Source organism: Shewanella sp. 125m-7 (genome assembly GCF_052977045.1).
The window spans coordinates 68,471-82,804 of record NZ_JBRILQ010000014.1; the positions used below are offsets into that span (position 1 = coordinate 68,471).

Here is a 14,334-nt window from a genome sequence, read left to right on the forward strand (position 1 = left end):
CACGACTTTTAAACTTAATTAATCTTCACAACAACTTCCTGCTGGCAGGCTCCACAATAGCAAGAGATAGAACTCACTTTTTGCCCAACCTTTTCAGCTTTTTCCTCTTTTTTATGAATCTAAATCTCATTTAAATTTTATCAAGCTTTGACTTTGTATACTTTATATTGTTAACCTTAAGTTAAATTTAACAAAACAATAACAACCAACTTAACTCGGATGGTTAAGTATCTGAAGTCATACAAGGGAATTGGTACGACTACTTTAGGGGAGCAGTTATGGCAACAAAGCCTAACTTCTACAATCCCTCACCCACTGAGGTTAGATAATTATGATAAGAAACATTAAAGCCCACTTACCCAATATCATCTCTCGCAAGTCCATTCTCACTAGTGCCATTCTAGCCTCAATAAATATCGGCTCAGTACAAGCTGCAGAAATGTGTGGAGATAAAACCTTAGACCGACAAGGTGAAGTTCTGGCGAATCAAAGCCACTGCATCACTGATTATGGTCATTACTTTTATATCAATGTTCCTTACGAAAATAGTCAGATCACTATCACTACCTCTGGTGGTAGCTTTACTGGCAGCGATGCCGATCTTATTTTATACGACGGTGATGATTGGAGCGGTAATCAAGAGCTGATTAGCAGTACTCCAGACACCAATGATGAAAGTCTCTCTTTCACCTCTCGTGCTGGAGAGCGTTACTTTAAAATTAATGGCAATATCCAACAAACCACACTAGAAGTCACTATTACAGGAGGCGATGTACCGCCACCTATGGGTGATTATATTGTGTTTAATACCAATATTGACATTACTCTACCCGCTCCTGCGATCACTTCTAAGAGCCAATATGGTGCAACGATTGCTACCATTCTTGCAGCCAGTTACAGCGACTTCGAAACAATCGCGGGTGCGAGCCAAGACCCCATTTCAGATGTAGCAGAAGCGCTTCATTACTTGGCAAGCGCTGATGACTTAGATGATCCAGACTTAAACCAACTGCTATATTTTCTCGCCTCATATAAGTATTACGCCGAAGCGATGACGGATGCCGAAGCGCAAAAGCTTAGCACCTCGCTACAAGCGATTGCTAAAATGACCCACTTTATTAGTGACTCAGGCGGGGTAATTCAAGAAGGGTTTGCTGGCGCTTTAAATAATTTTGAACGTGGCGCAGGCTCGAAATACTTTAAAGACCTACTGCCCCACCTACTTGCTACGATTCAATACTATTCAGAGCAAGCTAATCCTTTTGATGGCAATAATGCTGGCGATACCACTATGGCATTGCTTAAGGCGATTGCTTCAGCAGCTTATTATGGCGACGCTGCCACTAAGGCAGCCTACAACGACAATATGCTCGATGTATTATCAGTGATGCGTAGCTTTGCCTATCTTGGCGAAACTTCGCTAGATATGCGCTGGGCAGCTGAAGATGATAAAAAATGGATTGTGCCACACACCTTTATTGCTTTGGGTAGAATATCAACGATTGCTACCGATGAAGCAAAGGCACGCTTTGACAGCACTGTAATTGAGGCTCACGATAAAATAATCAATGATATTTCAGTCGAAACAACTGAGACTATAGTCACCAAAAGCTATTTAGAATCTGCAGGCCGCCAATGTGAATCTAGCGATGCACTCTTTGGTAACTGTGTTGTACCACCAAAAGAAGAAGACATTTTAACGGTTCGCCATGAGTGTACCGATACATTAATTATTCGTGCCCAAAGCAGTATCTCACAAGCCACCCTAGCACAGTCTTGTGCCGACTTAGCCGATCAAGAAGCCGAGTTCCATGCCTTCTTTAACACCAACGGTATTCCTGTTGCTGGTGACCAAAATGAGGTACTTGAAGTCGTTGCTTTCGCATCACCTGAAGACTACGAGAAATACGCACCAGAATTTTTTGGTATTAGCACGGATAATGGCGGTATGTACCTTGAAGGTTCGCCAGAAGTTGTTGGTAACCAAGCGCGCTTTATTGCCATGCAGTGCCCGGATGAATGGGTAGGTAACTCTTGCCAATATGAAGATCAAATCTACAACCTAAGACACGAATTCGTGCACTACTTAGATGGCCGCTACATCAAAAAAGGCTCTTACGGCTCATTTGATTACAACGTGTCTTGGTCTGAAGGTATGGCTGAGTATTTAGCTAACGGTCATGATCACCCAAGAACCAACAACACCCTTGAAGGTGAAACCGTTCCACCGCTCTACAACTTGCTATTTATGGCCTATGGATATGACGAACTGTACCCATGGAGCTACTATGCGATGCGTTACCTATCTGAGCAGCACCCAGATGAAATCGTTGAGGTAACCCAAGCGCTACAAGCTGGTGATAAGGATGCTTACACCGAAGTGCTAAAAGGTGTGGCAGAACGAACAGAATCTGGTTTTGAAGCCTTTGTCTTGGCTAATGCAGATGTTGTTGCACCACCCGTTGCCACAATACCGGCAAATAATGTCATTGGGGAATGTGCGCTGACTCAACAATATACTCGCCATATTGATGCTACAAAAATAGATTTCACCATCACCAATACCACCGATATTCCGGTATCACTGTTTTGGGTCGATAATAATAAAGGCACGGCAAATTTTGCTAACAATTACAAAACACTAAACCTAGGTGAAAGCTATAGTTCATCAAATTGGCGCCAAGGCGATCGCTTGATGCTAAGTGATAACTCGATGAACTGTCTGGGTGTGAGTGTGATGACCCACGACAGCAATGACTTTGCTATCGATGACGAGTTAGTTAAAGATGTGGTTCCAGAGGTATTGCCAGAGCAAGACTTGCTAGGCAGTTGCGACTTGGTGAGCCCACACCTAATTAAAGATGAATCACATGAGTTTAGTATTACCAACACCACAGACTACCCTGTGCGATTATTCCGTATCGATAACCTAACGGGTAAGCCTATGTATGCCAGCGCTGCCACAGGATTTGATTTTGGTTACGGCACTCTAAACAAGGGTGAAAGCTATAGCTCTGACATCTGGTATGGCGACCGCCGCTTTATGGTTACCGATGCGCGCTTAAATTGCTTGAGCGTAGGTGTACTGAACAATGCTACCGCTGACTTTACGATTGATGAGTCAACCATTGCCAATGCAGCAGAGCCCGAAGTGATCCCAGAGGTAAACACCATTGGTAGCTGTGATCTTCAAGGCAAACATCTTGTTGGCCCATTTGAAGCAGATTTCTCATTTATCAACACCAGCAATACGCCAGTGCGTATTCATCGCGTCGATAATGAAACCGGTGAGCTAAGTGAAAGCTTCGGCTTTACCACGCTTGAAAACGGCGAGAGCTACGACAGTGAGACAAGCTGGAAATGGTTTGGCAATCGCCGCGCAGCGATTACCGATGAAAACAACCAATGTTTAGGTGTGGCTGTTATGTCGCAAGAACATGACATCAATGACTATGTGATCACCGATGAGCTGATTAATGGTGGTGTTACAGCACCTGTAGACACCGACGGCGATGGGGTGATTGATAGCGAAGATGCTTTCCCATTTGATGCTTCTGAATCTAGGGATAGCGACGGTGATGGCGTAGGCGATAACAGTGATACTTTCCCATTTGATGCTTCTGAATCTAGGGATAGCGACAATGACGGAGTGGGGAATAACAGTGATGCCTTCCCCAATGACGCCTCTGAAACCCTTGATACCGACGGAGACGGCGTAGGTAACAATGGCGATGCTTTCCCTGATGATACCACTGAAACGGTAGATACTGATGGTGATGGCATAGGTGATAATAGCGATGCTTACCCAAGTGATCCTAACAACGGAGTGGTGACAAACTGCGGCGCTGCAACTATCAGCTCAGGTAAGCTAACCCTCGATAAGCAAGAATGTATTAGTGGTGGTAAAGGCAGTTTTTATATCTGGGTTGAAGCCGATAACACTGACCTTTATATCAGCACCCAAGGCGGTGATGGTGATGCCAATATTTACTTCAATGCCGATACTTGGGCATCTGCTACCAGCTCACAAGCTAAGTCTGAAGCCGACGGTAACAATGAGCAACTACACGTTGTTGCAAATCGCGGCTGGCGTTACATCGCCATCGACACCAACACAAGTTATAGCGGTGTATCGATGACTGTTAGCCTAACAGATGATTCAACCGTTGACCCTGTTGATCCAGTTGAGCCTGAACTGCCATCAAGCTTGACTAATATATGCGAAACAGAGTCAGCACAAGATTACGGTAGCATCAGCAATGGCGCACCAATCTGTGTTAAGAACGGACGTTCATCATTCTATATTAACGTTCCTGCAGGTACGCAAAGCCTTACCGCCGAAACTGGCCATGGTACAGGTGAATTGGAGTTATACGTTGGTGAGAGCTGGCCTGACGCAAACAACAACACGGGCAAATCATCTAACCTTGGTACTCAAGAGCAAGTTGTTGTGCAGCAGCCAAAGTCGGGCTGGTACTATATATCAGTACAAAGCACACCAAGCAGTGAAGACGTAACCTTAAAAGTGACATTAAAATAGCTTTACAGCTAAAATAAGCTGTATTAATTCAGCTTGTTAAACTAAAAAAGCAAACCTTAAGGTTTGCTTTTTTCATTTCGAAGCGCGATTCACACAGCTCAAATTACAACTATTTGTGCTTCATATATTGTTTTGGAGATTGACCCAAGGTCTTCTTAAAGAAAGTAATAAAGGCACTAACCGACTCATAACCCAGCTCTTCAGCGATGCGCTGCACCGAATCCCCAGTTGCCAATTTTTGCAATGCTAAAACGATATGCAACTGGCCACGCCAGCGACCAAAGGTGAGACCTATTTCGCTCTTAACTAACCGGGATAACGTGCGCTCACTCATCGCAAATTGGCTTGCCCACTGCGCCACGGTTCGTCTATCTTCAGGCGATGTAATCAAGGCATTGGCAATGGATTTCAGTCTGGGTTCAGCGGGGGTTGGAAAGTCATAGTGCTGTGTTGGCATAGTGCGCAGCTGATCGATAAGCACACTAACCAAGTTATCAGTTGCACTAACTTGCTGATAACCTTGCTCCTGCGCCGTTAAGTGCACAATGAGTTCTCTGATCAAGGGCGTCACTGACAAGGTACAGCTACGGTCTGGCATGCCCTCTACATCTGGATCAATAAATAGCATACATACATTAGCACTCTTAGATATTTGATTACTGTGAGGCACTTGGCTGGGGATCCACACCGCACAATGAGGCGGCACTATCCAGATGGCATCATCTATTTTACACTTCACAAAACCATTCAATGCCAATACTAATTGGCACTTTCGATGCTGATGAAAAGGTGTCTCTGCATCTTCCTTATCGCCAACTAATCCCAATGCAACCACACGTTGAGGATAATGATCTGAATCGAATTCGGGTAACGATGGGTTATCAAACTTCATTAAATGACCGTTTTTAGCAATATAGAGTCACTATAGCTCAATACAGTAAGCCTTTAGAAGCGTAAGCTAGCGCACTTTCATATTCTCAAAGGAGCCACTTATGACGTTATCGCATCCTTCTCGTTTTGCCAGCAGCGCATTTTTACTGCTTGGCGTACTCTTAATCGCCATCAGCTTACGCAGCCCTATAACCGGTGTAGGTCCTTTACTTGACGCCATAAGAACAGAGTTGCACCTGTCTGCAACACAGGCAGGAATGTTGACCACCTTGCCTTTGTTAGCTTTTGCTTTCTTCTCACCCGTTGCTTCCAAACTTGCACGCAAGCGTGGTCTTGAGCAAGCGCTCATGCTGTCGCTATTGTTTATTCTTATCGGTTTAACAGTCAGGTCTTTGGGTTCATCAAGCACTCTTTTTCTCGGGACCGTCATCATAGGTGCCGGTATCGCCTTTGCTAACGTGCTACTACCAAGCTTAATGAAGCGCGACTTTCCAACTAAAATTGCCACCATGACCTCTATGTATGTGTTGATGATGGGCGCAGGTTCCGCAATGAGCGCAAGCTTAGCGATACCGTTAGCCGATATGGCTGAACAGTTATCGATAAGTTTTATTCCAAGTTGGGCGTTTTCATTGGGTAGTTTAGTGATATTCCCGATTATCGCGATCTTGGTATGGCTGCCACAGATGCGTAACCACACACTACCAAGCAAAGACACGCAGGCGCTCGATAGCCATAGTTACTTATGGCGTCACGTTAGCGCTTGGCAAATCACGCTGTTTTTAGCCCTAAACTCTTTCTTGATGTATATCTTCATCAGTTGGCTGCCGACAATTTTAGTCGACAGCGGTTACAGCCATCATGAGGCTGGGGTGATCCATGGCATGTTGCAACTGTTCACAGCGGTACCCGCTTTAGTATTAATTCCGTTTATGAGTAAGCTTAAAGACAAACGCTTGCTCAGCTTTGGCCTAACATTTTTGGCATTTATTGGCATTATGGGGCTGCTACTTAAACCTGAGTTTGCCATGGTTTGGGGTATGTTATTTGGCTTTGGTGCCGGTGGCGGTTTTATTCTGGCATTAGCCTTAATAAGCCTACGTACCTCTAGTGCACACCAGGCTGCGACGTTATCAGGTATGGCGCAGTTTTTAGGTTATCTGTTGGCAGCCACAGGCCCTATGATAATTGGCGAGCTACACGAACAAACCGCAAGTTGGCAGTTACCGCTAATCATCTGCGCTATTTGTGCTGTGCTCTGGAGTGTGTTTGCATTTTTAGCGGCAAAAGATGAGTTAATCCAGCCTCCTAATCACAATGACAATGACAATGACAATGACAATGACGCATTAGTCACAGCCCAGCCTTAGATCCGCAAGTAGCAAGTAACAAGTAACAAGTAACAAGTAACAAGTAACAAGTAACAAGTAACAAGTAACAAGTAACAAGGGAGCATAAAACTCCCTTGTTATCGCCGCAATGCTCTATCGCCTAACTCGCCTCCAGCCCTAAAGAATTGGGTTTTATTATCCGTACTAAAAAGTGATGAACAATCCAAATCACTAGCGAGGTCACAATCACGGCCACGACGATTGAACTAAACCGGTAACAGATAGAGAAAAATGCATCTTGCTGCTCAGGAATAAAAGCACTTGTTAGTGGCACCGTCAGTGCCGACATCGCCGAAAAACCGATCCCCGCTTTGATACCTCCGATTGCCAGCCAGCGGCAAAATATAGCAGCTGCAATGGCGTACCCTAGCAAAAATAGCAGCATGTTGTTCGCTAAGCTATAGAGAGTTAACTGCAGCACTAAACCTGCTAAACAACCTAAAAATGTGCCGATGATACGGATTTTAGCTACCGCCATAGAGCCGATAAAAGTCATCGGCGCCAGTACAATAAAAATAGAAGCTTGAGCCGATAAGGAATCATTGAGATCTGCCACTTGAAACAGGATAAATGCCGCCATGGCAATAATCCAGCCGAGTGCGGCTTGCCTCACCATGCCTACATGATCTTTTCGTTGATTATCGATATGCGCCCGAGCGCCATTATTGCTGTCTAAGCTGGGTAAAGCCTGTTTAGTGACAGGCTCAGGAAATAGATAGAATGCAAGAGCGACAACGGGCCCAGTTAGCAGGGCAGAAGCAAGTAACCCCATTACAAAATCTTCTAAGTCAAAGCCCTGATAACTGCCAAAGTTAAGCAAAATCGAGCCCATTAATAGCCCAATATAACCAAAAAGGTAGCTGCTTTTATGGGTCATGGCGATACACTTAAACATCATCATAATCGCTACAGCTAGGGTCATTAATAGTGGGTAAGGCTGGAAAAACCCAACAATAAAAGTGACCTGTAAACAGACCCAAGTTACCCCCAAAATAAGCTGTACTATGATGCCTGTGTTCCACCTATCAATTTGAGTTAAGACAAACATGGGTAACAGCGCGGCAAACATGCCGTTTGACCAGCCAAACACTAAGGTAACCGCCAAGCCAAACACACAACCAAACCAGATCCGTTGAGTCTTTGTTAATGTTTTTCGTTGCACAACCAGCCCCCCTTGCACGGCTTAAACTCAGTAAATGTTGACTTAAAATCAGTAGATATAATGAAGTAAGCTCACAATATGAATTTGAGCCTTAGCCAGAAATCCCCACACCATATTGTCTTCTGGATACAATACGACTGTAGCGCGAGAACCAACAAATAGCGGTTGTGGTAAAGGGTTGTGGCTGGTTAAGTTAATTCTGACTCGCTGTGCATCACGTACCCAGCGGTTATTAACTTCCACATGAGTCAGCTGGCCGTTAGGGCTTTGCTGCGCGGCGGCGACACCAAAGTCACGGCTTTGCACATTGAAGCTAAAGACACGTCCCGGAAATGCGTCAAATGCCACCAGTGCGCTTGTTTTATGGGTAATATTCGCAACTGCTTTTTCTCGGTAATCCGCCGCAACCCAAAGTGAATCAGTGGGAATAAATGTCAGTAGCGGCATGTTCGCATTGGCGGTACTGCCCACTTTGAGCTGCAAGTTGGTCACCACACCATCGCTAGGGGCAAACACTTGGGTATGAGAAAGGTCTAATTGCGCCTGCTTTAATGTATTTTGTGCGGCGCGAACGCCACTACTTTGCCCTGGAAATGCACCTAACTGCACTTTTAGCACGAGTAACTCCTGCTTAGCAGCATGCAGATTCGATAGCGAGGCATTATTGTTAGCCAGCGAATTATCCAGCATCGACGCCGAAACTAACTTTTGCTTTGCCAATTTATTGATTCGGTTAAATTCGCTATTGGCATTATTAAAAGCGGCCTGATTAGTCGCAACATTAGCTTCAGCCACTGCAACCTTGGCATACATAGCGTCTTCTTGTTCGCACGCCTGCTCTAGCGCTAACTGCGCCTTTTCCACTGCCAATCGGTATTTACGGTCATCAATGCTAAAAAGCGGGTCACCTCTACGCATTTTTTGATTATTCTCAACCTGAACGTCCACCACAGTACCTGTTACTTCTGCTGCAACTTGAACCACATAGCCTTGCACCCGGCTTTCAGTGGTGAGTGGAGCATAGCGATCGGCAATAACGATATAGCCAATAAAAATAATAAATAGAATAATGAGGCTTTGCATCCAACGACGAAAAGCATGTTCTGCGGTTTGCATGGATAAGTCCAAGGTCGATCTGAGGGGCAAGTATTATAGATATTGCTAATTAGATTAAATAGAATGACAAATAGCACACTTACAACCTATAGGCAGGACAATGAACGTTAGCATGGATGATCTACACCTGTTTGTATTAACGGTTCAACATGGAGGGATCAGCGCTGCAGCAAAACAGCATTCGCTACAGCGTTCGAAAGTAAGCCGGCGCTTACAAGAGCTTGAAAAGGCTTTGGGTTGCCAATTACTTATTCGCACCACACGCCAAATAGAGCTCACAGAAAATGGTCGCTTGTTGTACCAGCAAATTAATCAGCCATTAAGTGGCGTGGTGCAGGCGGCAAAGCGACTCAGTAATCAACAAAAGTCTTTGCAAGGGGTATTAAGAGTCGCCGTTCCCGCCGCGCTTATTACCTCTAATATGTTCAGCCTATTGATCGATAATTATCTTGAGCAGTTTCCAGATGTATTATTAGAAGTGTTGCATTGTCAGGAAAGTGTCGACCTTAAACGAGACAACGTCGATATCCAGATCTTGCCCGATGGGGTTAAGGTGATAAATGAGGATTATGTACAGCAAACTCTATTGCGATTCCCGAGTAGCTTAGTCGCGTCTGCTGATTACTTGCAAAGTCATGAGCCTATAGTCGATTTTGACGACTTGTTTAAGCACCCTATCATGGTGAGCCGTTATAATTTTGCATCACTCCCCGACAACCTCACCGTTAGGCTGTGCTCTGACGATTTACGCTTAATTCAGCACATGGCAAGCAGTAACAAAGGCGTCGCCCTGTTGCCAACCATCTTAGTCCAAGATGCGCTTAAATCAGGCGAGTTGCTCCCTGTGTTACCCAAAGAAAAGCTGCCAGAAATCAAACTCACCTTAATCTATGCTTCTAGGCAGTTTTTACCGGAGAAGAGCCGAGCCTTGATCGAGCTGCTTAGGGATACCTTTAAGTTCAATTAATCGCTAAATAAAAACTCACGATTTCAAGACAAGATAGACAACAAAAAGGGCTGCACCTAAGTGCAGCCCTTTAAAATAATAACCAAATGACGTATTACGCGATTAAAGGCTTATGCCAGCAATAAGAAGCCAACAAAAGTCATGCCTGCGGCGAGTAATGCGTAAGGCAACTGAGTCACCGCATGACTCACTAAGTTACAACCTGAGCCTTGCGCCGCGAGCACCGTGGAGTCAGAGTAGAAACACGCCTGACTACCAAATGATGATGCCGATAAAAGTGCACCAATCACCAATGGAATATTGGCGTCGACTGACTGAGCTAGCGGCATCACAATCGGAATTGATACTGCAAAAATACCCCAGCTAGAACCTGTCGCAAAGGCCAAAACCGACATGGTTAAGAACACCACTGCAGGCAGTAGCTGCGGGGTCATAAACGGGCTTAAGCTCTCTATCACATATTGTGGCAACATCAATTTATCGCATACATCTTTAAAGATGAATGCTGCGATTACGGTACCAATCGCCGGTAGCATATTCTTAAAGCCATCGATCATCTGATCCATCATCTCTGACAATGGCATCAGTTTTTGTAGACCATAATAAGGCAAGGTTATGGCTAATGTGGCGATCAAACCTTTTAGTACATCGATATCAAAATACACAGTAAAGCCAACCAACAATATAATTGGCACAAAGAAGTTGTGTAGCTTGCCACCATCGTCAGCATGCTTAAACTCGTCTTCTATCGCTCTTAATGCATACTCATCTGACGTTTGTACTTCATCTAAGTCCATCTGCTTAAGTGCAGGCTCGCCTTTGGCTGCTGCAATCTGGGCTTTTTTCATCGGGCCAAATGCGGGTACTATGCCTAAAATAACCAGTAGCACCATTGCGACCGCAAGCCATGCATACAGCATGTATGGAATCGCCTGCATGTAAACCGCAATACCTTGGCCTTCAGCTGCAATGCCGTTATCAACAAGCAAACCACCAAAGAATACTGCCCAGGTAGATAGCGGAACCAAGACACAAACAGGCGCCGCTGTTGAGTCCACGACATAAGCCAGCATCTCACGAGAAACTTTAAACTTATCGGTAACTCGCTTCATGGTTGAACCAACCGTTAGCGCGTTAAGGTAGTCATCGATGAAAATCACGACCCCTAGCATAAAGGCCATAAACAATGATGATTTTTGCCCTTTGGCAAGCTTCAATGCATGACGACCAAACGCCATCGAGCCGCCTGTACGCACTAGCAGAGCAATCAGAGCACCAAAGCCACCACACACAAGGATCAGCCAGCCGATAGTTTCATCGGTCATAACAGACAAAGAGGTATCAGCAAAATTAGTCAGTAAATTCTGTGGCTCATACATAGCCAAGCCGACTAACGCACCGATAATCAAAGAAAGAATTGGGCGGCGTAGCACAATCGCTAACACCAATACCACCACTGGTGGGATAAGACTTAAGGCTGTCGGTTCAGACATGCGCTAACGTCCTTATAATGAAGTGCCAAAATGGCAATTAATCACCAAACTCACACAATTATTTGCGAAGTTCAATTGCTGCTTTACCCTTGAGATACCTGCCGATACCTTTAATTTTACGGGCTATTTTGGGGGCCCTAGTAAAAACATCGCGCAGAAAATAATCCCCATTGGCCTTTGAGTCAACCATAAATATCCCATTGGAGTGAATTTTTATAAGCAGCATTGACCAAAAAACAACAAGCCATTGAATATATTAAACTTATCGATATTGACGCTCACGACAAATTACAGCCTATTTTGACTTAAAAATACCGAAATCCGTTCCGAATCCCAGCGAGTTTTACATTTCATCAATCTGGACTATTCGCCCTCTTCCGATTTAGAAATAAAAATACGATTTAAGTCTTTACCCCACAATTGAATAATTTTTCGGTTTTTAGCTTTATTCCAAAAACATTTACCGAATAAGATAATGCCTGCGCCCTCGAAATCTCGCCTTTCTGTTAACCCAAAGCGCTGCTGCAATGCTTTAGCGATATTATCAATTGGGATGCCAACGTCTTTGCTATCGGCAGGGTTAAGCCAAAGGCCCTCTTTATCCATATGAGAAATCGTGCCCCAATACATTCTAGGTGAACCATTCTCGGTTGGCTCAGCGTCGGCGAAATTAACAAATAGATTTTTGGCCCGCCAACGATACTTTTCGTCGGTATAAACCCATAAATCTGAGCTCGCCAGTTCACTACCGCGCATTAAGCTGTGCAATATCTTTTCAAGGCCCTCACTGACGGTACGCTTTTCAACGTTTTTGCTGGCTGCTATTTGATCGGTCAAGTCTTTAGCTTCTGCCTCGCTTGATTGGGGATCTGCAGTCGATACCACTGACACCGACTCGTTTTCAATCGGTTTACTATCTAGCGATACTTCAGCTACGTTTATTTTTGAGCTAACCTGTGTATTCATCTTTAGCAGGCGCGGCTGGCGGCTAAAATCAATAATCATCGCATCGCTATCAACTAATAACTGGTTAACCTCTACGGCATGTAACTCCTCACGCGTTCGGGCTGCAGAAGGTTTAAACTCGCGGCAATCTGCCTGGTGATAGCGTGAACCAAAGCAAGCCGCCTTACCGTCTTTAGAGGCTTTACGATAATAAGCCTTACCAGCACAAGCTGGGCACACTAATGCCTGACGATACTTTTCAATATCAAGCTCACTCAGCTTTTGAAACGTAAATATTGAGTAGGTAATAGGATTCAATTCATCGATTAAACATATCGCGTCCAGCATGCTAACGTCCTAAATTTCATTATTTTTTAATCATAGAGAATATCCACTACTGCGACAAGGCAAGCGAAAAACATAACAAGGCTTTAGACTCATATCACGCGAACTTCTGCTTAACATGATTGATGCATGGAGTTTATTTCGATTTTTACCGAAATAATTATTGACTAATTTTTTCATCGGACTATTATCCTTCCAACTTATTATTTCGGTAATTCCGGAAATAACAAAAGACTTTAAGGTAAAGATTATGAGTCCTGAAATTATTGCTATGGCAAAAGACACTGCCGGAATGTTTCTATTCCTTGCGGCAGAACTAACCCTGCTATTCATCGCGATTAGTTATATCGTGGGATTGTTGCAAGAGTACATTCCACCAGAGAAAATTCAATCCATTTTGAGTTCGAAGAAAGGTAAGGGCTACATTATTGCAGCCTTGCTAGGCTCGATTACCCCGTTTTGCTCATGCTCAACAATCCCTTTCTTAAAAGGGTTATTAAGAGCAAAAGCAGGCTTTGGCCCTATGATGGTATTCCTGTTCTCTAGCCCATTATTGAACCCGATTATCATAGGTCTATTTATCGTGACCTTTGGCTTTAAAGTGGCGTTGTTTTACTTCGTCGTTGCCATGACTGTGTCTGTAACAGCTGGTTACGTGCTCGAGAAACTTGGCTTTGAGCGTTACGTTAAGCCTGAAGCCTATGAAGCTGCTGGAACCTCAAGTTGTGGCACTAGCTGTGGTGATGCACCTAAAGAAAGTGCAAAAGTTGTTGAGGCTAGTTGCTGCTCTGCACCTAAAGAAGAGGCAAAGCCAGTCGCCCAAGCCAATTGTTGCTCTGAGCCTAAAAAAGTTGAGCCAATTGCGCAAACGAGTTGCTGTTCAGATCCCGCACTTGCAACGAGTAGCAGCTCTACACAAGCTGAAGTAAGCGCCTGTTGTGACGCGCCTGCAGTGAAAGAAGATAGTCGTTGGATGCGCGTATGGCGCACGACTTGGAAAGACTTCAAGCAGGTGCTGCCTTATTTGATGATAGGTATTTTAGTGGGCTCATTGATCTACGGATTTATTCCCACTGATTTAATTGCTCAGTACGCTGGTGAAGGTACTTGGTATGCTATTCCAATTGCTGCTGTTATTGGTATCCCTCTCTACATTCGTGCAGAAGCGGTGATCCCATTAAGCTCGGCGTTAGTGGCTAAAGGCATGGCGCTAGGTTCAGTGATGGCACTGATTATTGGTAGTGCAGGCGCAAGTTTAACTGAAGTAATTTTGCTTAAATCTATCTTTAAGAACCAAATGATAGCGGCATTCTTAGTGGTTATCTTAGGTATGGCAATAGCTGCTGGTTACCTATACACGCTAATCTTTTAATGCTTAATGCTCAGTAGCTCAGAGCCATAGTGACTGAGCCGCTTAAAAAGTGAACAATAAATGTTCGCCGTCAGTAAAAAACAGCGTATAATCGCACCGTGGCGACAAATTT

At 44.4% G+C, this 14,334-nt stretch carries 9 protein-coding genes; 4 read left to right on the forward strand and 5 right to left on the reverse strand.

The features are described 5' to 3' along the window. Positions 1-331 precede the first annotated feature (331 nt). Positions 332-4,540, forward strand: a complete 4,209-nt coding sequence (locus ACVBIL_RS08875; protein ID WP_447166618.1) for a collagenase — start codon at positions 332-334, stop codon at positions 4,538-4,540. Positions 4,541-4,649: 109 nt separating this feature from the next. Here ACVBIL_RS08875 and ACVBIL_RS08880 read toward each other — a convergent pair whose 3' ends face one another. After that, positions 4,650-5,432: an AraC family transcriptional regulator gene (locus ACVBIL_RS08880; RefSeq protein ID WP_447166619.1), complete on the reverse strand. Its 783-nt coding sequence runs from the start codon at positions 5,430-5,432 to the stop codon at positions 4,650-4,652. Between the two features lie 100 nt (positions 5,433-5,532). On the opposite strand from ACVBIL_RS08880, the gene ACVBIL_RS08885 reads away from it, so the two are divergent. Further along, the gene (locus ACVBIL_RS08885; protein WP_447166620.1) at positions 5,533-6,801 is read left to right on the forward strand and encodes an MFS transporter; all 1,269 of its coding nucleotides are present in this window, start codon (positions 5,533-5,535) and stop codon (positions 6,799-6,801) included. A gap of 121 nt (positions 6,802-6,922) precedes the next feature. Here ACVBIL_RS08885 and ACVBIL_RS08890 read toward each other — a convergent pair whose 3' ends face one another. Further along, positions 6,923-7,984, reverse strand: a complete 1,062-nt coding sequence (locus ACVBIL_RS08890) for a DUF2955 domain-containing protein (RefSeq protein ID WP_447166621.1) — start codon at positions 7,982-7,984, stop codon at positions 6,923-6,925. Positions 7,985-8,032: 48 nt separating this feature from the next. After that, positions 8,033-9,100, reverse strand: coding sequence for an HlyD family secretion protein (locus ACVBIL_RS08895; protein WP_447166622.1), 1,068 nt, complete (start codon positions 9,098-9,100; stop codon positions 8,033-8,035). 100 nt (positions 9,101-9,200) lie between these two features. Between ACVBIL_RS08895 and ACVBIL_RS08900 the strand changes: the two genes are divergently transcribed. Continuing rightward, positions 9,201-10,067, forward strand: a complete 867-nt coding sequence (locus ACVBIL_RS08900; protein WP_447166623.1) for a LysR family transcriptional regulator — start codon at positions 9,201-9,203, stop codon at positions 10,065-10,067. A gap of 110 nt (positions 10,068-10,177) precedes the next feature. Here ACVBIL_RS08900 and ACVBIL_RS08905 read toward each other — a convergent pair whose 3' ends face one another. Together ACVBIL_RS08905 and ACVBIL_RS08910 are read right to left on the reverse strand one after the other, a co-directional pair. Further along, positions 10,178-11,560 carry a Na+/H+ antiporter NhaC family protein gene (locus ACVBIL_RS08905; RefSeq protein ID WP_447166624.1) on the reverse strand — a complete coding sequence of 461 codons (1,383 nt, stop codon included), beginning with the start codon at positions 11,558-11,560 and terminating at the stop codon, positions 10,178-10,180. A gap of 363 nt (positions 11,561-11,923) precedes the next feature. Then, the gene (locus ACVBIL_RS08910) at positions 11,924-12,853 is read right to left on the reverse strand and encodes a hypothetical protein (protein ID WP_447166625.1); all 930 of its coding nucleotides are present in this window, start codon (positions 12,851-12,853) and stop codon (positions 11,924-11,926) included. Between the two features lie 247 nt (positions 12,854-13,100). On the opposite strand from ACVBIL_RS08910, the gene ACVBIL_RS08915 reads away from it, so the two are divergent. After that, positions 13,101-14,222, forward strand: a complete 1,122-nt coding sequence (locus tag ACVBIL_RS08915) for a permease (protein ID WP_447166626.1) — start codon at positions 13,101-13,103, stop codon at positions 14,220-14,222. Positions 14,223-14,334: the final 112 nt, after the last annotated feature.